We start from the raw sequence: 23,444 nt of genomic DNA, 5'->3' as shown, positions 1-23,444 counted from the left end.
TCCAGATGAACGAGCTGTTCAGCTCCTTCGCATAGGGATCGACAAGCAGCTTGTTCGGATTGAAGCGGTGGCCGCTCATGGGGTCATAGGGGCCGTGCACCCTGTAACCATAGAGAAGTCCGGGCTGAGCGTCCGGAAGATAGCCGTGCCATACCTCGTCGGTATATTCGGGAAGCGCGATCCGCTCCGTTTCGCGCGCGTCGGTCTCGTCGAAGAGGCAGAGTTCCACCTTGCGGGCATTGGCCGAGAAGATCGCGAAATTCACGCCATCGCCGTCGAACGTCGCGCCGAGAGGATGGGGCCGTCCATCTTCCAACCTTGATCCGGGCGAGCTCATGGGTTTCCCCTATCATCGCCCTGCCGGCGGGTGAGCCGACCCGACCGGAAAGACAGAACCACTGGAATGTTAGTGTCTGTTCCAAAAAGGAGTGAGTGATTTCAGGGACTTGTGATTCTCTGTGGTTTGCAACGACTACGGAGGACCGAATGGCCTGGACTGAAATCACTCGATGCAAGTATGAGCGTCGCGGGATGCGTTATGCAAGTGACCTGACAGATGATGAATGGGCATTGATTGAAGGTTTTTTGCCGCCGCCCAGCCGCTTGGGTCGGCCGCGCAAGACGAGCCTACGCGAAGTCGTCAACGCGCTATTGTATGTCGCCTCTTCGGGGTGCGCGTGGCGACTTTTGCCCAGGGAGTTTCCACCGTTCTCGACGGTTCAGAAGTACTTCTACCGCTGGCGCGACGAGGGGCTGCTTGAGGCGATCAATCATTATCTTGTCGCCACCGCGCGCGAACAGGCAGGCCGGGACGCCCAGCCGACGGCGGGCGTGATCGACAGCCAGAGCGTCAAAACGACCGAAAGCGGCGGCATTGCGGGCTTTGATGCCGGCAAGAAGATCAAGGGCAGGAAGCGTCATATCCTGACCGATGCGAATGGCCTCCTCGTCGCTGCAATCATTCATGCCGCCGACATTCAGGATCGCGACGGCGCGCCAGCCGTTCTTGCCAAAGCCCGCTATCGCTTTCCCTGGCTGCGACATATCTTTGCCGACGGTGGGTACGCAGGAAACAAACTGCGCTCCGCGCTCAATCGCATGGGGGACTGGAACGTCATGATCATCCGCCGCTCCGACACAGCCAGAGGCTTCGAGCTTCTGCCGCGCCGCTGGGTCGTCGAGCGCACCTTCGCCTGGCTCGGCAGATCGCGACGCCTCGCCAAAGACTGGGAGCGCTCTATTGAAAGCGCCATCGCTTGGCTCTTCATCGCTCATGACTGCTTCGAGCAGCACGACGCCGCTCGAGAGCATCCCGCGATGGCTTCAGGTGGTGATGCAGTTCGCGCCCTCGACGCACTTTGTCTCGTTCTCGCAAGATGTTCTCTATCGCGGTGCGGGATTCAGCATTGTCTGGCCGGATATTCTCTGGCTCATCGCGATCGCCATTTTCTACTTCAGTGCGTCGCTCGCGCGCTTCCGCCGCGCTATCGCTTCCTGACGCCACCTGCGACATTTCTGCCGTTTGATTGGGATCAAGGCTTCGCGGAGCCAATGGGCGCAAAGTTGCACACGCCCCCTGATTTTCACCATGCAAGAAATGGAGTGGTTCATGCCCCGTCTACTACAGCGCTTTCCTGGTCACAAATCGACGAATGGTGAACTTGATGTCTTCGGCAGATTGCGCCGTGAGATGGACCGGCTCTTTGAGGATTTCACCCAAGGTTTTGGGCATCTCACCGAACCGGATCTCTCCTTCGGTCTTCCGACCAAGGTCGACGTGAGCGAAAGCGATGACGCTCTCACCGTCGCGATGGAACTTCCCGGCCTCGACGAGAAACAGGTCGATGTTACGCTCGACCACGACGTGCTCGTCATCAAGGGCGAGAAGAAGGAAGAGCACGAGGAGAAGAAGAAAGACTATCACCTCAAGGAGCGGCGCTGGGGCTCGTTCGAGCGCCGCATTGCTGTGCCGTTCCACGCCGACGCAGCGAAGGTGCGGGCGAGCGTAAAAAAGGGCGTTCTGACGGTCACCGTGCCGAAGCCCGCCGAGGCGAAGGCTCAGATCAAGAAGATCGAGGTTAAATCTGCCTCCTGACATGGATGGCGTTGCGAGTTTATGACGTCAGCACCTCCAGGGGAGGTGTGGGCGCACCAACAGGAGAAGTTAGATGAACATGCTGTCACGTGTCATGCTGCCCGCCGCTCTTGCCTCTGCGGTGCTGCTTGGCGGTTGCGCCACCCATCTCAACGAGCAGGACCAGGCGAAGCTCGATCAGGCCGTGAAGGACTCCGCCGAGGCGAAAGAGATGGCGCAGCAGGCGATGACCCAGTCGCAAGCGGCGTCGGCCTCCGCCGACCGCGCTGCGGCGTTGGCACAGGCCGCGAATGAGAAGGCGGATCGCATTTTCCAGCACTCGCTGCGAAAGTGATCTGACACCCGAAACTGCAAGCCGGACATTCGCCCCTGTAGCGAGGCGGGGGAGGATGTCCGGCTTTTTATTGAGGCGCGAAGGTGCTGTCGTCGGGCAGGGAAACGCGAACCGGCATCCCGGTTCGCTCGCACTTTGCGCGCTCTACCGCCGGTCAGCATCGACCACAAGATGCTGTGTCAGGCAGTCGTTCTTACTCTATAGAATGATCTTGACGGAGCTTGAGCGCACCCTAGCCGTTCGGGTAAATGGTGGCCGCAATGGGAACATTACGGCCACGTTTCGTAGGCATATCCCTCTGACCTGCCACTGAAGTTTCCCTCACTGGGGATTAGAGTCGCGGCATGAGTATGCCCTCTCGGGCGGGTTGAGCAACAGGCCGGCCCGCTACGCCGCTCGCTCGCTACGGCGCCATGGGGACGGCGCGCTTCGCGAGCGGCTACGCTAACGCCAGCGAGCTACACCACGACATGGGACACGATCCACACGGGGGCGCGGATCGAAACTTTCAAAGAACGACGGACGAGACTTTGCAACAATGTCGCCCCTCACACGGGGGCGCGGATCGAAACAGCATCGACCGAGTAGGCCGGGATTGACGAGCACGTCGCCCCTCACACGGGGGCGCGGATCGAAACGACAGGATCGGAAGCGACGCGGTCAGGTTGCCGCGTCGCCCCTCACACGGGGGCGCGGATCGAAACAGGACGGTCTGGATATCGGCATTGGTGACGCCCGTCGCCCCTCACACGGGGGCGCGGATCGAAACTCAGGAAGGCGCGAGCAATGGCGGGCATCTACAGGTCGCCCCTCACACGGGGGCGCGGATCGAAACAAACCGGGCCAGTCGGGCAACCCTCAAGGACGTAGTCGCCCCTCACACGGGGGCGCGGATCGAAACTATGCCATCGGCGCGACGCAGGACATTGGCCGCGACGTCGCCCCTCACACGGGGGCGATCTTACAGCTGTGCCGTTCGGCTTATGGATGGATCATCCGCAGACCATTGGCCGCTCATCAACCGTGCGCAGACCGCCATATCGCGTCCGAAAGATACCGCGGCGAAGTCTCGAAAATCACTCAACGAAATTTCGACCGCGAACGTCATGCGGTGATCCTGCACGCCAAAGCGCAGCGGAGCCGCGGACCGCGCAGGACGTCGATTGATAACGTGGAACTCATGGGCCGACGCGCCGTTGAAAGGGGGCGGCAATGGAGCTGCATAGAGAGGAACACCGCTCATGGCTCAGGCCAAATCGACAAATCAATCCAGATCAACATCCACGAAATCGACGACGCGTCGCACGCGCCGGACGGGACGCCGCGACCCTCTGGCGATCAAGCTGCTCAAACAGGATCATCGGGAAGTCAAGCAATGGTTCGACGAATACGAGCAGCTCGAGGATGACGGTGAAAAGCTGGAACTTTTCAACAAGATCGCGCTGGCACTGAAAGTTCATACCTCGATCGAGGAAGAAATCCTCTATCCGGAAGAGCGCGGCGATGTCGAAGACGACATGCTTGACGAGGCTTATGTCGAACACGACGGCGCGAAGAAGCTCATTGCGGAAATTGAAGCGATGGAGCCCGGCGCGGAATATTACGACGCGAAGGTGAAGGTGCTCGGCGAATATATCAAGCACCATGTCAAGGAGGAGGAGCAGCCAGGCGGCATATTCGCCCAGGCGAAGAAGGACGACGAATATCTCGATGAGATGGGCGAGCGCCTGAAGGAACGCAAAGAAGAACTCATGAAAGAATTCGGCGCTTCCGCACACTGAACTTCATGAGAGCATATGCGTGAATGCGGTCCCGTTTGCCTTGTCCTAAAAGAGACGGCAGGCAGGCGGGGCCGATTTCATGCAGCGGCCGCGCAGGCGTGATGCTTGAGCACGAGGTTGATCAAGGCGTCGCAGGCGGGCGACGTCTTCTTCTTGTTGTAGGTGATCCACATCTTCGTCATGGCATCGACCTCCTTCAGGGGCCGGTAGACGACGTGTTCCACCTGCAGCGCCTGCAGCGATGCTGCGAGCACCGTTACGCCGAGCCCGGCGGCGATCAGGCCCAGAAGCGTCGAAAGCTCGTGGACTTCCTGCGCGATCTTCGGCTCGAAGCCCGCGCGATGACAAAGCGCGAGCCATTGTTCGTGAAAGCCGGCACCGAGGCCGCGCACATAGAAGACGAAGAACTCGTCCGCGAGTTCCTTCATGGTGACGGGACCGCCGCTTTGCGCGAGCGGGTGATCTTCCCGCAGGACGAGAACCAGACGGTCCTCGTATATCTCGGTCGCCGTCAGGCCGATGGGCAGGTCCGGAAGCTGCGCGCCGCGCAGGAAACCCACCTGGAGGCTGCCGGCATTCAGGGCTTCGATCTGGAGCGGACTCGGCATCTCGCTCATCGTCAGGCGGACATCCGGCGAACTCTGGCGGAAGGCCAGAATCGCCTTCGTCACCGCTCCGGTGAAAGGCGCAGAGGCCGTCATGCCGATCGTGACCTCGCCGATTTCTCCGCGATGGGCCCGGCGAGCGACTTCCACGGCGTGCGCGGCCTGTTCGAGGGCTGCACGGGCTTCCGGCAAGAAAAGCTTCCCGACCTCGGTCAGTTCGACGCGCCGATTGGTTCGCTCGAACAGGCGGGTGCCGATTTCCTCTTCCAGAACATGTATTTGATGGCTTAATGGCGGCTGCGATACACCGAGGCGCCGGGCCGCGCGGCCGAAGTGCAATTCCTCGGCGACATGGACGAAGTAGCGCAAATGGCGCAGTTCCATGGCAGTATTCCGTTCTACGTATCAATTGAGCTTTATTATATATTAGACACTATCAATGCGGCGTTGCAATAAGAGGCGGGTGCTCGTCACCTGAGGCCGCCAGGGCCGCCGTGTCTGCGATATGTCGCCCCGTCCCCCCAATGACATGTCTTGGGCCTCCGCCGTGGCGGCTTCCTCGTGTCGGCAGCGGACCCGCCCCGAAGCGCCCCGGATCTCCATTGTCGAGGTTGAGCCGTGTTCTCCATCGTGCGTATTGCGTTGCAACGGCCCTATACGTTCATCGTCCTTGCAATGGTGATATTGATCATGGGTGGACTGGCTGCCGTCAGAACGCCCATCGATATTTTCCCCGATATTCGTGTGCCGGTTGTCGCCGTCATCTGGCAATACACTGGCCTGTCGCCGGATGACATGTCGGGCCGCATGGTCTCGCCCTACGAACGTGTGCTGACCACGACCGTCAACGATATCGAACACATCGAAGCGCAGTCGATGCAGGGCATCGGCATCGTCAAAATTTATTTCCAGCCGGGCGCCGATATCCGTTTGGCGAATGCCCAGATCACGGCCGTCTCGCAGACGGTGCTGAAGCAGATGCCGCCCGGATCGACGCCGCCGCTGATCCTGAATTACAGCGCCTCCACGGTGCCGATCCTGCAATTGGCATTGTCGGGCAAGGGGCTTTCGGAACAGCAACTCGGCGACTACGCCCTCAATGTCATCCGCACCAATCTCGTGACGGTGCCGGGTGCGGCCGTGCCTTATCCCTATGGCGGTCGAACCAGACAGGTTCAGGTCGATATCGACCCGGTGGCGCTCCAGTCGAAGGGATTGTCCGCGACCGACATTGGCAATGCGATTGCCGCGCAGAACCAGATCAACCCTGCCGGCTTCGTCAAGATCGGCACGTTTCAGTACAATCTCAGATTGAACAATGCACCCGACACGATCGAAGCCCTGAACGATATTCCAGTGAAAACGGCCAACGGTGCGACGATCTATATGCGCGACGTCGCCCATGTGCGCGACGGCAGTCCGCCGCAGCAGAACGTCGTGCACGTGAATGGCGCGCGCTCCGTGCTGATGACAATCCTGAAGTCCGGCGCGACGTCGACGCTCGCGATCGTCCAGGGCATCAAGGACAGGCTTCCCGCCTTGCAGGAAATCTTGCCCTCAAGTCTGAAGATCGTGCCGCTGAACGACCAGTCGCTCTTCGTGAAGGCCGCCATCTCCGGCGTCGTTCGCGAAGGTGTGCTCGCCGCCGTGCTGACCAGCCTGATGATCCTGCTCTTCCTCGGCTCCTGGCGTTCGACGGTGATCATCGCAATCTCGATCCCGCTGGCGATCCTCGCGGCGGTGGCGGCGCTCGCCGCCTTCGGTCAGACGCTCAACATCATGACGCTGGGCGGCCTCGCTCTTGCGGTCGGCATTCTCGTCGACGACGCGACCGTGACGATCGAAAACATCAACTGGCATCTGGAGCAGGGCAAGGACGTCATCACCGCCATTCTCGACGGCGCCGCGCAGATCGTCGTTCCGGCTTTCGTCTCGCTGCTCTGCATCTGTATCGTCTTCGTGCCGATGTTCTTTTTGCCGGGTGTTGCGGGTTTCCTCTTCGTGCCGATGGCGCTTTCGGTCGTCTTTGCGATGATTGCGTCGTTCATCCTGTCGCGCACGCTTGTGCCGACCATGGCGATGTATCTCCTGAAACCGCATGCGGCCGGGCATGAACACGAAGACGACGATGCCCACCCGTCGCGCAATCCGCTGGTGAGGTTTCAGAGGTCGTTCGAGAAGCGTTTCGAGACGGTGCGCGAAAGCTATTCGGGCTATCTCGAGCTTGCGCTCACGCATCGCATGCCGTTCATCATAGGCTTCATGGTCTGCGTTCTGCTGTCGTTCCTGCTGCTGCCGTTCCTCGGCGAGAATTTCTTTCCCTCGGTCGATGCAGGTTCGATCACCATGCACGTCCGGGCACCGGTCGGTACGCGCCTCGAAGAAACGTCGGCTCTCTTCGACCGGATCGAGCAGCGAATCCACGAGATCATTCCGCCGAGCGAGTTGAACTCGATGGTCGACAATATCGGCCTGCCGGTCAGCGGCATCAATACCACCTATAATGCGACCGGCACGATCGGACCGCAGGATGGCGACATCCTGATTGGCCTGACCGAAGGTCATCGGCCGACCGACGAATATATAAAGACGTTGCGGGAACGCCTGCCGCGCGAGTTTCCGACGGCGACCTTTGCCTTCTTGCCGTCCGATATCGTCAGCCAGATCCTCAATTTCGGTGCGCCGGCCCCAATCGATATCCAGGTGATCGGTCCGAACTTCGCTGCCGACCGGGACTATGCGACCAAGATCCTGCGCGACGTGCGCAAGATATCCGGCGTCGCCGATGCGCGTATCCAGCAATCCTCGCAATATCCGGAACTTCGTTTCAATGCGGACCGCACGCGGATAGGCGAACTTGGTCTCACCGAGCGCGATGTCACGAACGGCGTCGCGACGGCGCTGGCCGGCAGCGGGCAGACGGCTCCGGTCTACTGGCTCAATCCGAAGAATGGCGTCTCCTATCAGGTCGTCGCACAGACGCCTGAATATCTGCTGGATTCGCTGAGCCGGCTTCAGAACCTTCCCATTACAGGTTCTTCGGCGACCGGCACCCTCCAGGTTCTGGGTGGCCTTGGAACATTGTCGCGCGATACGGCCAACGCCATTATTTCGCAGTACAATATCCAGACCATGGCCAACATCTATGCGACGACGCAAGGCAGGGACCTCGGCGCCGTCGCCGACGACATCAACGATGTGCTGCTGGCGCATGCGAGCGAGCGGCCGAAGGGTGTAACCGTCACGCTGCGTGGGCAATATCAGACGATGAACACGGCCTTTTCCGGGATGGGCTTCGGTCTGCTTGGCGCCATCGTGATGATTTACCTGCTGATTGTCGTCAATTTCCAGTCGTGGCTCGATCCGTTTGTGATCATTACGGCCTTGCCCGGTGCGCTTGCCGGCATCATCTGGATGTTGTTCGTCACCGACACGACATTGTCGGTGCCTGCGCTGACGGGTGCGATCATGTGCATGGGCGTTGGAACGGCAAATTCGATTCTCGTGGTCAGCTTCGCGCGCGAACGTCTGACGACAACGGGCGATGCCACGAAGGCGGCACTCGAGGCCGGTTTCACGCGCTTCCGTCCGGTTCTGATGACGGCTCTGGCGATGATCATCGGCATGGCGCCGATGGCGCTGGGCCTTGGCGAAGGCGGCGAGCAGAACGCGCCGCTCGGCCGCGCCGTGATCGGGGGACTCATCGTCGCGACTTTCGCCACGTTGATGTTCGTTCCCGTCGTGTTTGCTCTCGTCCACGGTCGCCATCAAACCGCGCCCTCGACCAATCCAGGTGAAGCCTATGCATGAACCCGTCAAGCTCGTTGTTCGGGATAACCGCAAGTTGAGACGTGCCGGCCTGATCGGCATTGCGGTTGCCGTCGTCGTTGTCGGCGCGGGAATGACGACGCGTCTCTTCGCCAAACAGGAACTGAAGAACTGGACGGCGGAGCAGGCGATGCCGACGGTCAGCGTTCTTCGTCCTTCCGTCGACGGCGCGCAGCGCCCGCTTTCCCTGCCGGCTTCGGTCGAGGCCTGGTCGCAAGCGCCGGTCTATGCACGGACCAACGGTTATCTGAAGGCCTGGTATGCCGATATCGGCACGCCGGTGAAGGCTGGGCAGATCCTGGCGGAGATCGATACGCCGGATGTCGATCAGCAGGTCGCAGCCTCCACCGCCAATCTGGCCACAGCCGTCGCCCAGCTCAAGCTGGCGGAAACCACAGCCCAGCGCTGGGGCAAGCTGGTGGCGCAGGATGCCGTCTCGAAGCAGGATGCGGAAGAAAAGCAGAGCGACCTCGCCGTCCGGCGCGCGATGGCGAATGCGGCGCAGGCGGATGTCGACCGGCTGCGGACGCTGCAAAGCTTCCGGCGCATCATTGCGCCTTTCGATGGCGTCGTGACGAGCCGCTCGACGGATGTCGGCGCATTGATTGTTTCAGGCACGGCTGCCGCTCGGCCGCTCTTCACGGTGGCGGATACGAAGAAGATGCGCGTCTATGTGCATGTGCCGCAGAACTTCTCGGCGGACATCAAGCCGGGAGTTACTGCAACGCTCGTTCTGCCGGAATATCCAGATCGCACGTTCCACGCGACGCTGCTCAACACCTCCGAATCCGTGAACGATACCTCCGGTTCGATGCTCGTTCAGCTCGAGGTCGATAATTCCGATGGAATGCTGAAGCCCGGCGCCTATGCACAGGTGACGTTCTCGCTGCCGAATACCGGCTCGTCCGTTCTCGTTCCAGCAAGCGCTCTGATGTTCCGCCCGCAAGGCATGACCGTTGCCGTCGTAGACAGCAACGGGCGGGTGAAGCTCAGGGTGATCAAGATCGCGCGGGATTTCGGTGCGAAGGTCGAGATCGCCTCCGGCTTGTCCCCGAACGACAACATCGTCGATAGCCCGCCCGACGCCTTGGCCGATGGCGACCAGGTTCACATTCTCGACTCCGGCCAGACTTCCCATGCAAACAGCTAGAATTCTGTCCGTCGCTCTCGCTCTGGCGGTGGCAGGCTGTGACATGGCGCCAGACTACACGCCGCCCAAAATTGCGGTGCCCGTTTCCTATAAGGAAGTGGGGCCGTGGTCTCCGGCGACGCCGGCGGACGATGTGCAGCGTGGCGCATGGTGGAGCATATTCCCGGATCCCATACTCGACGGGCTCGAGCAGCGCATCGAAAAGAACAGTCCACGTCTCGCCGCTGCCGTCGCGCGCTACGATCAGGCGCGCGGTCTTGCGGGGCAGGCCCGCTCGTCGCTCTTTCCCTCGCTCGATCTCGAAACGAGCGCGGAGCGCGATCGCCTTTCGGCAAATCGACCGCTTCAAACCAAGCCGGCGGTCTATAACGACTATGTCGGCGGTCTTGCCGCGAGCTACGAACTCGATCTCTGGGGTCGGGTGCGCAATCTCGTGGCGCAAGGCGATGCCGACGAGCAGGCGAGTGCCGCCGATCTTGCATCGGTGCATCTGAGCCTTCAGGCGGAACTCGCGGACGACTACCTGCGTCTGCGCGGCCTCGACGCTGAAATGGCGCTCCTGTCCGACACGGTGGATGCCTTCGACAAGGCATTGAAGCTGACGGTCACACTTCATTCCGGCGGCGCATCCTCGGCCATCGACGTTGGTCGTGCAGAGACGCAACTGGCGTCGGCGAAGGCGCAACTCTCCGATGTCGGCGCGGATCGCGCGCTTCTCGAACATGCGATCGCATCGCTGGTCGGCGAACCCGCCTCCACCTTCTCGATCGCGCCGGCGGTGCAGACAATCGTGATCCCGTTGGTCCCGGTGACGGCGCCGTCGCTCCTTCTGCAACGGCGTCCCGACATCGCAGCCGCGGAGCGGCGCGTGGCGGCGGCGAATGCCGGCATCGGCGTTCAGAGAGCGGCATTCTACCCCGACATCACGCTCGGCCTGTCCGGCGGATTTGAGAGCGTCCGTGGTAACCTCCTGAGCGCGCCGAGCGCCTTCTGGGCATTGGGTCCGGCTGTGGCCGTGCTGTCGATTTTCGACGGCGGCGAGCGCACGGCCGCACTCAAGGTCGCGCATGGGCAGTTTGATGAAGCGGCCGCCAATTATCGCCAGACGGTGCTGGACAGCTTCCGCGAGGTCGAGGACGAGATGGCGCTGGCGAACCGGCTGGCGGAGGAAGCCAAGCATCAGGACGATTCGGTTGCAGCCGCCTCGCGCACCAACAAGCTTGCCTTTGTTCAATACAAGGAAGGCGCGGCCGACTATCTGGGCGTCGTGACCGCGCAGACGGCCGAGCTTCAGGCCGAAATGGCGGCGCTCAATGTGCAGACGCGCAGGCAACAGGCGGCCATTGCCCTGGTCAGGGCCCTCGGCGGCGGCTGGGAGCAGAACGGACCGAAGCTGGCCGATCGCTAGATCGCTTTGGGCACATAGGTATAGGCAGCCTTGATGTTCGCCACGGTCCAGTCGCCGGCTTTCACCGGCGGGTGGCGCGGCGGGTTCGCTTTGTCCTGGCAGGTCGGCAGGCACTCAATCGTCGCGTGATAATTGGCGCCGTAGAAGAAGGCGAGGCTGTAGCGCTTTTTCCCCGACAGGTTGATGACGCGGTGGACCGTCGAGCGGAAACGGTCGTTGGTCCAGCGCTGCATGCAGTCGCCGATATTGACGACGAAGGCACCGGGAATGGGCGGGGCGGCAATCCATTCGCCCTTGCGGTTCTGCACCTGAAGGCCGTGCTCGCTCTGTGCGAGAATGGTGAAGCACTCGTAATCGGTATGCGCGCCGATGCCGATCTGGTTCGGATCCACGGTGCCGGCCTGTGGCGGGTAATAAAGCACGCGGAGCTGACCCATCGGCTTTTCGATCTTCGGCTCGAACCAGCTCTCTTCAAGGCCGAGCGCCAGCGCGAAGCCGCCGAAGAGGCGACGGCCGAGCGAGATCATCTCACTGTAATAGCCGTTTGCGATTTCCTTGAAGTCGGCCGGATGCTCCGGCCAGACGTTCGGCCCGTACATCGGATTGCCGGCGAGATAGTCGGGATCCGTTTCCGGCAATTCGAGCGACAGCTCGAAGCCTTCCTGCAGATCGTGCGAACCCGTGTTATGCGCGTCGGCATGGAGACCGCCGACGGGAACATAGCCGCGATGACGGTCCGCCTTGTGGATGTCGACCTTAAGTTTTTCTTCCGTCGGCATTGCGAAGAAGCGGTCGGCGACACCGTAGATCGCGTCGAGCAACGCCTGCGGCACACCGTGATTGGTGACATAGAAGAAGCCGACATGTTCGCAAGCCTCGCCGATCTTGCGCGCCACGGTTTCGCGCCTGGCGCGGTCCGGATGGGTCAGGTCCGCGATGTCGATCAGCGGGATGGAATCGAAGTCGAGTTTCTTTGCCGAGAGATCGAGGCGGTCGAGCGAAGCCGTTCGTTCCTGAAGCACGGTCATATTGCGCGTTCCGGATAGCGCCCGTCCAGGCGCGCGGCGAGGTATCGCTGGATCAGCCAGACAGGCTCTTCGAGATGGCTCAACCGGCCACGCACCACATGGGCGGATTTCAATCCTTTCTGCACGGCCTGGTTTACCTGCATGTCCTGCGCGTGGAAATCTGAAAGCATCTTCGTTTCCGCCTCTATCACCTCGTCGAATGAAGGATCGGCGCGTGCCTCTTTCGAGATCAGCGTCATGGTGGAAAGCCTGCAGCGGCTGGCGGAAACGGGTTCGAGCCGATACCAGAGCACACGATCGCGCATGGTGAGGAACATGAAGCCGGGATAGCCGAGATAAAGGCCCCATTCCGTCTGGCGGTCGATGGGCAAGCCGTCGACAGGCTTGAAACCGCTCCATGGTTTTGTACCCGCAGCGATCTCGCGCAGCTCTTCGGCAAGCTCCGGCCGGAAGGGCAGGTGACAGCGGATGAAATGCGGATGCTCGGGATCGGTCCAGGTGGTGCGCGCGGGCATGGTCACCTGCAGCGTGTCGTGATGGATGCCCATGTGGTGGTAGGACTCCATCCAGTTCTCGATCATCACCTTCCAGTTGAAGTCGCATTCCCATTGAAGCTCGATGACGACCTCCATCTCTTCCGTGTTCCATGGAGCGATGGCTTCGCCGAAATCGGCATATTGCCCGGCGAGAGGTGAAGCCTTTCCGTCCAGATTGACGAAGAGGAAGCCATGCCAGATTTCCGAGCGGATGGTGGGGAGCGACCAGTCGCCCTTGACGAAGCCCTCGGCGCGTTCCCTCTCCGGCGCACTTACGAGTTTACCCGAAAGGTCGAAGGCCCATACGTGGTAAGGGCAGGTGAGGCGCCGCGTCGTGCCCTCGCGAGGCTTGCCGAAGCATTCATGCAGAATGTCGGTGCCGCGATGCGGACAGATGCGCGACAGCACGCGGACGGCACCCGTCTCGTCGCGGACCGCGACCAGCGGCTCGTCGAGAAGGTCGACGGCGATGTAGCTGCCGGGTGCCTTCAGTTGCGAGACATGGGCGATGCAGAGCCAGCCGGAGGAAAGCACGGCGTCGGCTTCATGACGGAAATAATCCTCGCTCGTATAGGCAGCCTTCGGCAGTGTGACTGCTCGCGCGAGCGGTTGGGGCGCCGCTTCCGCGATTTCGCGCCGGATCCCGTCGATGTCCTGTGGCTGGCGCATCGCGCCGGCTTTCATGGGGCTGGAGAGGGCGGCACTCATCTACTGATCTCCGAAGCGGGAGGGCTCTTCTCAGCGAAGCATGCCGCAGGCATATATCGAGATAAATAATGAATTTCTGTGAATTACATCCGAAATCATAGATGTAAATAGGTCCGTTTCAGACCGCGGTGCTGCCCGTCTTGCGCATGGCCGCCGCCTGTTGCCTCAACAGCCGAACGAAACTCGTGATCAGAGGACGCTTCTCGTCGCTCCGGCGATAGGCGGCGAAATGGGTGGAAAGGAACTGGTAGGTCGAGGGCTTCAGTTCCCGCATCTGCTTCTGCTTCACCCAGTCGTCGGCGATATGGCGCGGCAGGAAGCCGATGAAACGGCCCGACAGGATCATCATCACCTGAGCCTCCATCTGCACCACCTGACCGCTCGCGCGGGGGTGATTGGCACGGTAGAGGTCGTCGAACTGGCGATAGCCGCGCACAGAAAAGAGCGCATCCTCGATATGGGCCGGAGTGATCTTGCCCGCCGGCATGTCGAAAAGGGCGTGGCCGCGACCGCAAAAGAGCCCATGCGGCTCCTGATGGAGCGAGACATAGGTGACGCCCGGTGCCTTTTGGGAAAAAGGGCCGATGGCGATGTCGCGCCGCCCGTCGGCGACGGCCTGCTCGAGGAGGTGCGGCGTGCCGAGTTCGAGATCGATGAAGACACTGTCCGAATTTTCGAGATAGCGGCCGATAATGGCGGGCAGGCTGAAGACGGGGTTGGTCACCACGCCGTCGACGATGCCGATCCGGAGCCGGCCGGCGAGCTGGCCCGTGTGCTGGCCGACCCGTTCCTCGAAGGTGTGAATGTCCGAGAAGAGCTTCTGGGCGGCGGTATAGGTCGCTTCGCCGAAGGGCGTCATTTGAAAGCCGCGGCGACCACGCACACAAAGAGAGCCGCCAAGCTTGCGTTCAAGGGCCGCCAGATGTGTGCTGAGCGTAGGCTGGGAAAGGTTGAGGGCGATCTGGGCGTCCGCAAAGCTGCCCGCGTCGACCAGTGTCACGAAGACCCGGAGCAGGCGGAGATCGATATTGTCGAGCCTGCGCATGGGCGGTTCTCCCGTGTGTGTTCGGTCCGGTCTTTTACATCGGCGTTTTCAAATCTATTATTTGAATAATCGATATTTCTATCAATGTAAATTTCAGGGACCCTCATGGGGCAGACTGGCGTCAACTGGCCAAAGAAGGGGCAAATCCATGTCTTTCAAGCGTATCCTCGCAGCGGGTTTCGGGCTGGCGGTGGCCATGTCCGCGAGCGCTGCCCATGCCGACGATAAAATCAGGATTCTCTGTCCGACCTGGAGCGGCTATGCGCCGGTCTTCGTCGCCAACGACCTCGGCTATTTCAAGGCGCTGGGTATCGATGTCGACATCAAGTTCGAGGACGAACGGCCGAACGTGATGGCGGCCATGGCGCGTGGCGATATCGAGATGGATATGCGCACGGTGGGCGAATATCAGGGCAAGCCGCGCGACGCGGATACGCCTGGCATCATCATCGGCACGATCGACGAGTCACTGGGCGGTGACGGCGTTGTCGCCGACGGATCGATCAAGTCAGTGGAGGACCTCAAAGGCAAGACGGTCGCTTCCGAACCCAATATTCCAGCGCGCCTTCTCCTGCAGCTTGCGCTGAAGAAGAAGGGAATGACGCTCAACGACCTCAACGTGAAGCAGATTGCGACGGCCGATACGGTCGCCGTCTTCGCAGACAGTTCGATCGCCGCGGTCGCGACCTATCAGCCCTTCCTGTCGCAGGCGCTGGACAAGATCAAGATGCGCAGCCCGAAGGTGCTGGTCTCGTCGAGCGATTATCGGGGCATCATCATCGACGTCATCATCGTGCGGCAGGACGATCTGAAGGCCAATCCCGAGAAATACCGGAAATTTCTGATCGGCATCTTCAAGGCGATCGAATACTTCAAGACCAACAAGGCGGACTTTATCAAACTCGCGGCGCCGCATTTCAACCTGAAGCCGCAGGAATTTTCGGACTCGATCGAAGGCAGCCTCGTCTATACGTCCTACAAGGACACGGCGGAATATTTCGGCACGCCTGCAAAGCCCGGTTCGCTCTACGGCATTTTCGGTACCGTGATGCAGCTCAATCTCGAGAACGGCGCCGCCGATCACAAGCTCGTGGCGGCGAAGCAGATCGACAGCTCCATCATGGCGAAGATCAGTGCGAGCGATCTGAAATGAGCGAACGCCCCTCCCAGGGACTTTCCTTTCGCGGCACGTTGCCGCGCGGACGGCGGTTGATGATCGCCGTCCTCGCAAGCGTTGCCGTGCTGGCGCTCTGGGAGGTGGCGACGCGGTTCGGCTGGATGAATGCACTTTTCTTTCCGCCGCCGAGCACGGCCTTCGCGACGCTCATCGACATGATCGAGGAGAAGAACCTCCTCTATCATGCGATGGTTTCAACGGGACGCGTCTGGCTGGCCTTCGGACTTTCCGTCGTCATGGCCATCCCCCTCGGCATGGTCATGAGCAGTTTTCCGGCGGTGGGGGCGGCGCTCGAGCCGATCGTCGACTTCATCCGCTACCTGCCGGTGCCGGCCCTCGTACCGCTCAGCATCATCTGGTTCGGCGTTGGCGAGGAGACCAAGATCTTCCTGCTCTGGCTCGGTACCTTCTTCCAGCTTCTGTTGCTCGTCGCAGATGACATGCGCCGCGTGCCGCAGGAATACATCGAGATCGCCTACACGGTCGGCGCGCGGCCGACGCAGATGCTCTCCGACGTCGCCTTCCGCGCCATGCTGCCGAACCTCTTCGACAATCTGCGCGTCACGCTCGGCTGGTGCTGGACCTATCTCATCATCGCGGAGATCGTCGCCGCGGATAGCGGCCTCGGCTTCGTCATATGGGCCGCGCGGCGCTACATGAACACGTCGGAGGTGATGGCGGGTGTCGTCGCCATCGGTCTCATCGGTCTTTTCACCGATCAGGCGCTTCGCGTTCTCCACAAATTCATGTTCCGATATCTCTAAGTCATCAGTCATAAGCAGCGCCCCGTGCCCGCACCTTATCTCGTCTTCAACTCTGTCTCGAAAAACTTCGGCGCGCTCGAAGTCGTGGCGCCGAGCTTCGACCTCGAGGTGAAACGCCGCGAATTCGTGGTCTTCCTCGGACCGTCCGGCTCGGGCAAGACGACGCTGATGCGCATGGTCGGCGGCCTGGAAACGCCGTCGAAAGGACAAATCACGATCGACGGGCAGCCGGTGGAGGGACCGGATCGCAGTCGCGGCATGGTCTTCCAGTCCTATTCGTCATTTCCCTGGCTTACCGTCGCGCAGAACGTCGCTTTCGGCATGAAGTACCGGCTGGACATTTCGCCGAAGAAAAAGAAGGAACGGCTGGCGCATTATCTCGCTCTTGTCGGTCTTGCCGATTTCGCGAACGTCTATCCGAACAAGGTGTCGGGCGGCATGCGCCAGCGCATCGCCATTGCCCGCACGCTGGCCGCGGGCTCGGAGATTCTGCTGATGGACGAGCCCTTTGGTGCGCTCGATGCGCAGCGCCGCGAGGATCTGCAGCTTCAGCTTCGGCTCATTCAGCAGCAAGATGCGAAAACGGTGATCTTCGTCACGCATGACGTCGACGAAGCGGTATTTCTCGCCGACCGCATCATCGTCTTCTCGAAGCGGCCAGCGCGGATGCTCGAGGAGATCGACGTCACCGCGCTTCTGGGGACCGAGCGGACGCTCGCCTTGCGCGACAGCGAAGCCTTCTTTCATCTGCGAACCAAGATACTGCGTCTCGTTCGGGCGAGCGCGGGAGCGGAAGAATGAACGATCTGCTTGGCCTCATGGGCAAAAAGGTACTCGTCACCGGCGCGAGCCGCGGCATCGGCTACGGCATTGCGGCGGGCTTCGTCGAGGCCGGCGCGGAGCTTTCGATCCTTGCCGACGATGCGGGCGTGCATGACGCCGCGAAGCGGCTCGGCGGTGCAGCAGTCAGATCCTTTCAGTGCGACGTGCGCGACCGCGCGGCCGTTGCGGCGATCTTCTCCGATTTCGGTCCGCTGGACGTCTTGATCAACAATGCCGGTCTCGAACTCATCACGCCGCTCGACGACTTCTCGCTGGCTGTCGACGAAATCTTCGAGCGCATTCTCGCGATCAACGTGACGGGAACATGGAACGTGACGCGCGCGGCCCTCCCGCTGATGGGGCAGGGCGGGCGCATCGTCAACACGGCGTCCGTCTGGGGCAAGTCGGCGGTCGGCGGGTTCGCTGCCTATATCGCATCGAAACATGCCGTCATCGGTCTCACCCGCACCTTCGCCCGCGAGCTGGGACCGCGCGGCATCAACGTCAATGCGGTCTGCCCCGGCTGGGTCAGAACCGAAGCGTCGCTGCGGTCGCTGAAAGCGATGTCGCTGCGCGCCAAGCGGACCGAGGATGCGTTGCTGGGCGATATTCACGCCGGCCAGGCGCTGCCGGGATTGATGAACCCCGATGACGTAGCGGGCCTTTATGTGTTTCTGGCGAGCAAGCTTGCCGCCAACATTACCGGACAGGCGATTGGGGTCGATCGCGGAGAGTTTCTCGGGTGAGTGAATTGGCTGGAAAGACGGCACTGGTGACGGGTGCCGCGAGCGGTATCGGCAGGGCAGCAGCGTTCGCGCTGGCGGAGGCCGGCGCGCGCCTCATGCTTTTTGATCGTGCGCCTGAGGCGCAGGCGCTGAAGGGCTTTGCTTCGTCCCATCTCGCTTTCAGCGTCGATGTCGGCAACGAGGCCGCGGTCATCGCGGCCGTCTCTGCGGCCGACGCGCAAAGCGGCGGCATCGACATTCTCGTGAGTGCGGCCGGCATTTTCCGGGAGGCATCGCTCGTCGAGACGACGCTTGCCATGTTCAACGAAGTGATCGGCGTCAATCTCGCCGGAAGTTTCCTCGTCGGCCGTGAAGTCGCACGCGTCATGCGGGCGCGCGGGCGTGGAGGGCGCATCATCACGGTAAGCTCCGAGCTCGCCTCGCTTGGCCGCGCGGGCCATACAGCCTATTGCGCGAGCAAGGGTGCGATCGAGGCGATGACGCGTACATGGGCGCGCGAACTCGGGCCCGACATTCTCGTCAATGCAGTGGCCCCCGGGCCGACCGATACGCCGCTGCTCGATTTCGAAAACCTGCCCGTTCACTGGCGGCAGGCCGAATTGTCCAATCCGCTCGGCCGCATTGGCCGGCCGGAAGAAATCGCGGCCGCGATCCGCTTTCTCGCAGGCCCCGGCGCTTCCTTCATGACCGGCCAGGTGGTCGGCGTGAATGGCGGCGCATCTATGTAACGAAAAGGAGTGATGCGAATGAGCGACCGCCTGCTGATGAACGAGATGAGCTGGACGACCTACAAGGAGCGGATCGACAAGGGAGCGTTGATCATCCTGCCGGTCGGTGCCACGGAGCAGCACGGGCCGCATCTGCCGATGGGCACCGATGCGATGCTGTCGACCGCCGTCGCGCTCGACGTTGCGAAGAAGATCGATGCTATCGTCGCGCCTGTCGTTGCCTTTGGTTACAAGTCGCAGCCGAAAATGGGCGGCGGCAATCATTTCTGCGGCACGACCAGTCTCGATGCCGACACGCTCGCGCATGTTCTGCGCGACGTCATCAAGGAATTCGCGCGCCACGGCGTGCGAAAGATGGCGCTCATCAACGGCCATTACGAGAACATGATGTTCACCATCGAGGGCATCGATCTCGCGCTGCGCGAACTGCGTTATGACGGCATCAAGGATTTCGAGGTGTTGCGCCTCGAATATTGGGATTTCACGACGCAGGAAACGCTCGACAAGGTCTTCCCCGACGGGTTTCCCGGCTATGCGCTCGAACATGCCGCTGTGATGGAGACATCGCTGATGCTTCATCATTTCCCGCATCTCGTCGACGAGAGCGCCATTCCGACCGATGATATGGCGCATTTCCCCGCCTACGACATGTATCCGACACGCACGGGATGGGTGCCCTGCTCCGGTGTGCTTTCGCCGGCAAAGGGTGCCGATGCGGCGAAGGGCGTGTTGCTGGCCGAGGATTATGCCAAAGGCGTTACCGAGGCGATCCTGAAGGAATTCCCGAACGTAAAGGTGAAGGGATGAACGCCGTCGCAGAGGAGACGCGGCATCGTGTGCCGCCGCGTACTGGCAAGGCGGTCCGCCTGAAGGCGGGGCAGTCGATCCGCATCATCAATACGCATGGCCATCAAGTCGTTGATACCTGGGCTTTCAACGCGCATGATCTCACCGAATTCCTGTCGATGGAGCACATGCGTGCAGCCATCGACCGGGTCATCCCGAGGCCCGGCGACAAGCTTGTCACCAATCACCGGCGTCCGATCCTGACGCTTGTCGAGGATACCTCGCCCGGCATCCACGATACGTTGATCGCTGCCTGCGACATCTATCGGTATCAGGGTCTCGGCGTCGAAACCTATCACGACAATTGTCAGGACAATCTGAAAGCCGGTCTTGCCGAGCTTGGATTGACACCGCCCGAAACGCCGTCGCCATTCAATCTCTGGATGAACATCCCCTTTGTCAACGGCGAGATCGGCTGGGAGAAGCCTGTTTCAAAGCCCGGCGATTATGTCGTCCTCCGGGCCGAGATGGATTGTATCGTCGCGATGTCGGCCTGCCCGCAGGACATCATCTGCATCAACGACGGAGCGCCGACGGAGGCGCATTACGAGGTTTTCTGATGAGTTCTCCTTCGATCCCCTGGGGCATCGATTCCGAAACGGGCGTGCTGCGTCATGTCCTTCTCGGCGCCCCGGATTTCTTCGAATGGCGGCCTGTGAGTGCTGTGGCGCGGCAGACGCTGGCGCTCGATCTTAAATTTGATGCGCAGACCGCGATCTCCCAGCATCGCGAAATGGTCGATGCCTATGAGAGCGCCGGCGTCACCTGTCATTGGCTCGAGGCGAAGCCGGAACTCAAATATAGCGTCTTCGCGCGCGACTCGAGTTTCATGACGCCGTTCGGCGCCGTCGTGACGATGATGCAGACGAAGTATCGTCGGGGCGATTATTCGCTGGTGCTGAAATTCTATCAGGACCACGGCATTCCGATCTGGAACATGGTGACCGCCGGCCATTTCGAAGGCGGCGATTTCATGGTCGTCGAACCCGGTTTCGTGCTGTGCGGCTATGGCGGCGAGCGCTCGGAAAAAGAAGGCGCCGAACAAGTTGTCTCGTGGTTCCGTGCCGAGGGCTGGGAAGCGCATGCCGTGCCGTTTCCCCCCTATTTCGTTCATCTCGACGTTTCGGTCGGCTTTATCGCGCCGAAGCTCGTCGCGGTCTGCGAGGATGCCCACCAGCCCTGGTTCATCGAGTTGCTGCGCGGGCGGGGGTACGAGATTCTTCCTGTCTCCTACAAGGACGCCATGAAGCTTGGCTGTAACCTTGTCAGCCTCGGCAACGATCGCGCTCTCTCGACGGCGGAGAATGTCGATCTCAACGCTCGCATGAGGGCGCACGGCATCGAGGTCTTCGCGCCCGACCTTTCGATGTACACTCTGGGCGGCGGCGGCCCACACTGCCTCTGTCAGTCCTTGAAGCGGGATCCGTTATGAGCGAGACCAATCCTTCCGTCACCAATCTGTCGGTCAATGGCGACCGATTGTGGCAGAGCCTGATGGAAATCGGAGAGATCGGCGCGACGCCGAAGGGCGGCGTCTGCCGCCTCGCTCTGTCGGATGAGGACCGGCAGGGTCGCGATCTTTTCATTCGCTGGTGCGAGGAAGTGGGTTGCACGATCCGCATCGACCGGATGGGCAATATCTTCGCGCGCCGTGCCGGCCTCGACAATTCTTTGCCGCCGATCATGAACGGCAGCCATCTCGACACCGTGCCGACGGGCGGAAAGTTCGATGGTATTCTGGGCGTCATGGCCGGGCTCGAAGTCCTGCGGACGCTGCACGATCTCGACTACGTGACGCCCGGTAGAGGTGGCCGTGTGGACCAACGAGGAGGGCTCGCGTTTCTCGCCTGCCATGGTTTCATCCGGCGTCTTCGCGGGCGCGATCCCGATGGAGACGGCCAAGGCGCGGATCGACAAGGATGGAAAGACGCTGGGCGAGGAGCTGAAGCGCATCGGTTACGAAGGCGAGGATGAAGTGGGTGGGCGCCCGGTCTCCGCCTTCTTCGAACTGCACATCGAGCAGGGCCCCGTTCTCGAAGCGGAAAAGAAGGCGATCGGCGTGGTAACCGGCGTGCAGGCGTTCCGCTGGTACGAGCTGAAGCTTGTCGGCCAGGATGCGCATGCCGGCACGACGCCGATGGAAGCGCGGCGCGATGCGTTGCTTGGCGCCGCAGACATTATCCGCGAGGTTGATCGTGTCGCGCGCGACGTCGGGCCGCTCGGTCGGGGTACCGTCGGGTTCCTGACCGCAGCGCCCAATGGCCGCAACGTCATCACCGGCGAGGTCTTCATGTGCGTCGACCTTCGCCATCCGGACGATACCGTTCTCGCCGAGATGGGAAAGACCTTCGCGGGCGCAGCGGCGAAGATCGCCGCCGGCCATCGTCTGGCGCTCGACTTCAAGGAGATCGCTCACACCCCGGCGGTCTTGAGTTCGATGCGGCGAGCGTCGGCATGGTGCGCGACGCGGCGGAGAAGCGCGGGCTCCCGCATCGCGACATCATTTCTGGGGCAGGGCATGACGCCGTCTACATGGCGCGGGTCGCACCCACTTCGATGATCTTCGTTCCTTGCAAGGACGGGCTCAGCCACAACGAGGCGGAGTGGGCGACGTCGGAAGATTGCGCTGCCGGTTGTGCGCGGTTCTCCTCGACGCGCTGCTCTCCTTCGACGCGACACTTGCGGCCGCGCCGAAGGCATAGCTCACATCACAGCAGCATGTCCGCAAGGATGCGGCGATGATGCGCCGCATCGCCGAACTGGGCTTCGCACCAGATGCCGCGACGGCGATAGAGTTGCGCGTCGCAATCATAGGTGAAGCCGAAACCGCCGTGAAACTGGATCGCGCGGTCGGAGGCGAAGGCGAGCGCGTCGCTCGACTGGGCCTTGGCCATGCGGACCGCGATCTCGCCATCCTCGCCTTCGCCGATCACCGTCGCGGCGAAATAGAGGTGGGAGCGGACCGCTTCCATGGCGAGCAGGGCGTCGACCGTCGGATGTTTCAGCGCCTGATAGGAACCGATGTATTTCTCGAACTGCTTGCGCGACTTCAGATATTCGACCGTGACGTCGATGACGCCGCTTGCGCCGCCGCAGGCTTCGGCGGAGAGGAGGAGGCAAGCCGCCTGCTCCAGATGTGCGAGCGTGGCACCGGCTTTCGACGGATCGAGAAGAGCGCTGGCGGGGACGGTGATGCCGTCGAGCTTCAGCCGATAAGAGCGCCGGGTCTCGTCGATGACGATCTCACGTTCGATCTTCGCGGCGCCGAGTGCCGCCTTGTCGAGAAGAACGAGAGCGGGTTTGCCGTCCAGCGAGACCGAGACGATGGTGAGATCGGCGGAAGCCGCATCCGTCACAAAGGTCTTGATACCGGAAAGGGCAAGCTTGTCGGCCTGCCGTGCCGCCTTGCAGGTCAGGTTGGCGAGGTCCCAGTCGCCATGCGGCTCCGTCAGCGCGAGAGCGCCAATGGCGCCTTCGCAGATCTTTGGTAGCCACTCGTTCTTTTGCGCCTGGGTGCCGCCCTTGAGAAGGGCCTGTGCAACCAGCGTCGTCGAGACGAGCGGCGTGCCGGCGAGGGCGCGGCCCATAGGCTCGACGAGCGTCACGACCTCGGCAAGGCCGAGGCCACTGCCGCCGAATTCCTCCGGCACGGCAACGCCGAGCCAGCCTAGCGCGGCCATTTCGCCCCATACGCCTTTATCGAAATCCTCCGCCGCTGCGATACGCGCACGGACGCGGTCGGCGGGGAATTTGTCGAGGCAGAAGCTGGTCGCGACTTCGAGCAGTTGCTCCTGTTCGTCGCTGAACTGGATGGTCGGTCGTTTGTTTGTGTCCAACATTGTT

General features: G+C 61.5%; 20 protein-coding genes, 3 pseudogenes and 1 CRISPR repeat array. Of the genes and pseudogenes, 17 read left to right on the top strand and 6 right to left on the bottom strand.

What is annotated here, in order from left to right; all coding sequences use genetic code 11:
• Positions 1-337, bottom strand: a pseudogene (locus tag ABFC66_RS12885) (glycogen debranching enzyme GlgX); the annotation flags it as partial.
• 149 nt (positions 338-486) lie between these two features.
• Here ABFC66_RS12885 and ABFC66_RS12880 point away from each other — a divergent pair.
• From ABFC66_RS12880 to ABFC66_RS12860, 5 genes and pseudogenes are all read left to right on the top strand, one after another.
• Positions 487-1,334 (top strand): annotated as a pseudogene (locus tag ABFC66_RS12880) (IS5 family transposase).
• Positions 1,334-1,498 (top strand): hypothetical protein, encoded by a 165-nt coding sequence (locus ABFC66_RS12875; RefSeq protein WP_346741367.1) that lies wholly within the window; start codon positions 1,334-1,336, stop codon positions 1,496-1,498. Before ABFC66_RS12880 ends, ABFC66_RS12875 begins: the two are co-directional and overlap by 1 nt.
• 111 nt (positions 1,499-1,609) lie before the next feature.
• The gene (locus ABFC66_RS12870) at positions 1,610-2,095 is read left to right on the top strand and encodes an Hsp20/alpha crystallin family protein (RefSeq protein ID WP_346741366.1); all 486 of its coding nucleotides are present in this window, start codon (positions 1,610-1,612) and stop codon (positions 2,093-2,095) included.
• A gap of 73 nt (positions 2,096-2,168) precedes the next feature.
• The gene (locus ABFC66_RS12865) at positions 2,169-2,429 is read left to right on the top strand and encodes an Lpp/OprI family alanine-zipper lipoprotein (protein WP_346741365.1); all 261 of its coding nucleotides are present in this window, start codon (positions 2,169-2,171) and stop codon (positions 2,427-2,429) included.
• 474 nt (positions 2,430-2,903) lie between these two features.
• A CRISPR array of direct repeats spans positions 2,904-3,398; the repeat unit is 32 nt; unit sequence GTCGCCCCTCACACGGGGGCGCGGATCGAAAC.
• Between the two features lie 272 nt (positions 3,399-3,670).
• Positions 3,671-4,210: a hemerythrin domain-containing protein gene (locus tag ABFC66_RS12860; RefSeq protein WP_346741364.1), complete on the top strand. Its 540-nt coding sequence runs from the start codon at positions 3,671-3,673 to the stop codon at positions 4,208-4,210.
• Between the two features lie 77 nt (positions 4,211-4,287).
• Here ABFC66_RS12860 and ABFC66_RS12855 read toward each other — a convergent pair whose 3' ends face one another.
• Positions 4,288-5,199: a LysR substrate-binding domain-containing protein gene (locus ABFC66_RS12855; RefSeq protein ID WP_346741363.1), complete on the bottom strand. Its 912-nt coding sequence runs from the start codon at positions 5,197-5,199 to the stop codon at positions 4,288-4,290.
• 234 nt (positions 5,200-5,433) lie between these two features.
• Between ABFC66_RS12855 and ABFC66_RS12850 the strand changes: the two genes are divergently transcribed.
• Genes ABFC66_RS12850 through ABFC66_RS12840 form a run of 3 tightly spaced genes read left to right on the top strand, consistent with a single transcriptional unit; the run spans position 5,434 to position 11,201 of the window.
• Positions 5,434-8,625, top strand: coding sequence for an efflux RND transporter permease subunit (locus ABFC66_RS12850; protein ID WP_346741362.1), 3,192 nt, complete (start codon positions 5,434-5,436; stop codon positions 8,623-8,625).
• Positions 8,618-9,793, top strand: coding sequence for an efflux RND transporter periplasmic adaptor subunit (locus ABFC66_RS12845; RefSeq protein ID WP_346741361.1), 1,176 nt, complete (start codon positions 8,618-8,620; stop codon positions 9,791-9,793). The genes ABFC66_RS12850 and ABFC66_RS12845 overlap by 8 nt, the downstream gene beginning before the upstream one ends.
• Complete coding sequence (locus tag ABFC66_RS12840; RefSeq protein ID WP_346741360.1) at positions 9,780-11,201, top strand: efflux transporter outer membrane subunit; 1,422 nt, start codon at positions 9,780-9,782, stop codon at positions 11,199-11,201. Before ABFC66_RS12845 ends, ABFC66_RS12840 begins: the two co-directional genes overlap by 14 nt.
• Here the strand turns inward: ABFC66_RS12840 and ABFC66_RS12835 are convergent.
• From ABFC66_RS12835 to ABFC66_RS12825, 3 genes are all read right to left on the bottom strand, one after another.
• Positions 11,198-12,229 (bottom strand): 2-oxoglutarate and iron-dependent oxygenase domain-containing protein, encoded by a 1,032-nt coding sequence (locus tag ABFC66_RS12835; RefSeq protein ID WP_346741359.1) that lies wholly within the window; start codon positions 12,227-12,229, stop codon positions 11,198-11,200. The genes ABFC66_RS12840 and ABFC66_RS12835 overlap by 4 nt on opposite strands.
• A complete protein-coding gene (locus ABFC66_RS12830; RefSeq protein WP_346741358.1) occupies positions 12,226-13,473 on the bottom strand; it encodes an aromatic ring-hydroxylating dioxygenase subunit alpha in 1,248 nt (415 codons plus the stop codon). Before ABFC66_RS12830 ends, ABFC66_RS12835 begins: the two co-directional genes overlap by 4 nt.
• A 118-nt stretch (positions 13,474-13,591) precedes the next feature.
• Complete coding sequence (locus ABFC66_RS12825) at positions 13,592-14,518, bottom strand: LysR family transcriptional regulator (protein ID WP_346741357.1); 927 nt, start codon at positions 14,516-14,518, stop codon at positions 13,592-13,594.
• Between the two features lie 148 nt (positions 14,519-14,666).
• On the opposite strand from ABFC66_RS12825, the gene ABFC66_RS12820 reads away from it, so the two are divergent.
• The 9 genes and pseudogenes from ABFC66_RS12820 to ABFC66_RS12780 all read left to right on the top strand — a co-directional run bounded on the left by ABFC66_RS12820 (position 14,667) and on the right by ABFC66_RS12780 (position 22,343).
• On the top strand, positions 14,667-15,671 hold the full coding sequence (locus ABFC66_RS12820) for an ABC transporter substrate-binding protein (RefSeq protein ID WP_346741356.1): 1,005 nt from the start codon (positions 14,667-14,669) through the stop codon (positions 15,669-15,671).
• Positions 15,668-16,459: an ABC transporter permease gene (locus tag ABFC66_RS12815; RefSeq protein WP_346741355.1), complete on the top strand. Its 792-nt coding sequence runs from the start codon at positions 15,668-15,670 to the stop codon at positions 16,457-16,459. The genes ABFC66_RS12820 and ABFC66_RS12815 overlap by 4 nt, the downstream gene beginning before the upstream one ends.
• 24 nt (positions 16,460-16,483) lie before the next feature.
• A complete protein-coding gene (locus tag ABFC66_RS12810; protein ID WP_346741354.1) occupies positions 16,484-17,260 on the top strand; it encodes an ABC transporter ATP-binding protein in 777 nt (258 codons plus the stop codon).
• The gene (locus ABFC66_RS12805; RefSeq protein WP_346741353.1) at positions 17,257-18,027 is read left to right on the top strand and encodes an SDR family oxidoreductase; all 771 of its coding nucleotides are present in this window, start codon (positions 17,257-17,259) and stop codon (positions 18,025-18,027) included. The genes ABFC66_RS12810 and ABFC66_RS12805 overlap by 4 nt, the downstream gene beginning before the upstream one ends.
• A complete protein-coding gene (locus tag ABFC66_RS12800) occupies positions 18,024-18,755 on the top strand; it encodes an SDR family NAD(P)-dependent oxidoreductase (protein WP_346741352.1) in 732 nt (243 codons plus the stop codon). The genes ABFC66_RS12805 and ABFC66_RS12800 overlap by 4 nt, the downstream gene beginning before the upstream one ends.
• A gap of 18 nt (positions 18,756-18,773) precedes the next feature.
• Entirely contained in the window at positions 18,774-19,562 is a 789-nt protein-coding gene (locus tag ABFC66_RS12795) for a creatininase (RefSeq protein ID WP_346741351.1), read from the top strand.
• Entirely contained in the window at positions 19,559-20,161 is a 603-nt protein-coding gene (locus ABFC66_RS12790; protein ID WP_346741350.1) for an urea carboxylase-associated family protein, read from the top strand. The genes ABFC66_RS12795 and ABFC66_RS12790 overlap by 4 nt, the downstream gene beginning before the upstream one ends.
• On the top strand, positions 20,161-21,033 hold the full coding sequence (locus ABFC66_RS12785; protein WP_346741349.1) for an arginine deiminase family protein: 873 nt from the start codon (positions 20,161-20,163) through the stop codon (positions 21,031-21,033). The genes ABFC66_RS12790 and ABFC66_RS12785 overlap by 1 nt, the downstream gene beginning before the upstream one ends.
• Positions 21,030-22,343 (top strand): annotated as a pseudogene (locus tag ABFC66_RS12780) (M20 family metallo-hydrolase). The gene ABFC66_RS12785 and the pseudogene ABFC66_RS12780 overlap by 4 nt, the downstream one beginning before the upstream one ends.
• Here ABFC66_RS12780 and ABFC66_RS12775 read toward each other — a convergent pair.
• Positions 22,310-23,440, bottom strand: a complete 1,131-nt coding sequence (locus tag ABFC66_RS12775; protein ID WP_346741348.1) for an acyl-CoA dehydrogenase family protein — start codon at positions 23,438-23,440, stop codon at positions 22,310-22,312. The pseudogene ABFC66_RS12780 and the gene ABFC66_RS12775 sit on opposite strands and share 34 nt — an antisense overlap.
• Positions 23,441-23,444: the final 4 nt, after the last annotated feature.

The sequence above is a fragment of the Parvibaculum sp. genome (genome assembly GCF_039680535.1).
Taxonomy (GTDB): domain Bacteria; phylum Pseudomonadota; class Alphaproteobacteria; order Parvibaculales; family Parvibaculaceae; genus Parvibaculum.
The sequence above is the reverse complement of the archived record's forward strand: the minus strand, read 5'-3'. Positions and strand labels throughout refer to the sequence as shown.

What these genes read in the sequence shown, in the direction of transcription:
- ABFC66_RS12825 (WP_346741357.1), bottom strand. Translation starts at nt 14,518, where the DNA reads ATGCGCAGGCTCGACAATATCGATCTCCGCCTGCTCCGGGTCTTCGTG.
- ABFC66_RS12775 (WP_346741348.1), bottom strand. Translation starts at nt 23,440, where the DNA reads ATGTTGGACACAAACAAACGACCGACCATCCAGTTCAGCGACGAACAG.
- ABFC66_RS12805 (WP_346741353.1), top strand. Translation starts at nt 17,257, where the DNA reads ATGAACGATCTGCTTGGCCTCATGGGCAAAAAGGTACTCGTCACCGGC.
- ABFC66_RS12860 (WP_346741364.1), top strand. Translation starts at nt 3,671, where the DNA reads ATGGCTCAGGCCAAATCGACAAATCAATCCAGATCAACATCCACGAAA.
- ABFC66_RS12855 (WP_346741363.1), bottom strand. Translation starts at nt 5,199, where the DNA reads ATGGAACTGCGCCATTTGCGCTACTTCGTCCATGTCGCCGAGGAATTG.
- ABFC66_RS12830 (WP_346741358.1), bottom strand. Translation starts at nt 13,473, where the DNA reads ATGAGTGCCGCCCTCTCCAGCCCCATGAAAGCCGGCGCGATGCGCCAG.
- ABFC66_RS12820 (WP_346741356.1), top strand. Translation starts at nt 14,667, where the DNA reads ATGTCTTTCAAGCGTATCCTCGCAGCGGGTTTCGGGCTGGCGGTGGCC.
- ABFC66_RS12845 (WP_346741361.1), top strand. Translation starts at nt 8,618, where the DNA reads ATGCATGAACCCGTCAAGCTCGTTGTTCGGGATAACCGCAAGTTGAGA.
- ABFC66_RS12835 (WP_346741359.1), bottom strand. Translation starts at nt 12,229, where the DNA reads ATGACCGTGCTTCAGGAACGAACGGCTTCGCTCGACCGCCTCGATCTC.
- ABFC66_RS12815 (WP_346741355.1), top strand. Translation starts at nt 15,668, where the DNA reads ATGAGCGAACGCCCCTCCCAGGGACTTTCCTTTCGCGGCACGTTGCCG.
- ABFC66_RS12840 (WP_346741360.1), top strand. Translation starts at nt 9,780, where the DNA reads ATGCAAACAGCTAGAATTCTGTCCGTCGCTCTCGCTCTGGCGGTGGCA.
- ABFC66_RS12790 (WP_346741350.1), top strand. Translation starts at nt 19,559, where the DNA reads ATGAACGCCGTCGCAGAGGAGACGCGGCATCGTGTGCCGCCGCGTACT.
- ABFC66_RS12785 (WP_346741349.1), top strand. Translation starts at nt 20,161, where the DNA reads ATGAGTTCTCCTTCGATCCCCTGGGGCATCGATTCCGAAACGGGCGTG.
- ABFC66_RS12870 (WP_346741366.1), top strand. Translation starts at nt 1,610, where the DNA reads ATGCCCCGTCTACTACAGCGCTTTCCTGGTCACAAATCGACGAATGGT.
- ABFC66_RS12795 (WP_346741351.1), top strand. Translation starts at nt 18,774, where the DNA reads ATGAGCGACCGCCTGCTGATGAACGAGATGAGCTGGACGACCTACAAG.
- ABFC66_RS12875 (WP_346741367.1), top strand. Translation starts at nt 1,334, where the DNA reads ATGCAGTTCGCGCCCTCGACGCACTTTGTCTCGTTCTCGCAAGATGTT.
- ABFC66_RS12865 (WP_346741365.1), top strand. Translation starts at nt 2,169, where the DNA reads ATGAACATGCTGTCACGTGTCATGCTGCCCGCCGCTCTTGCCTCTGCG.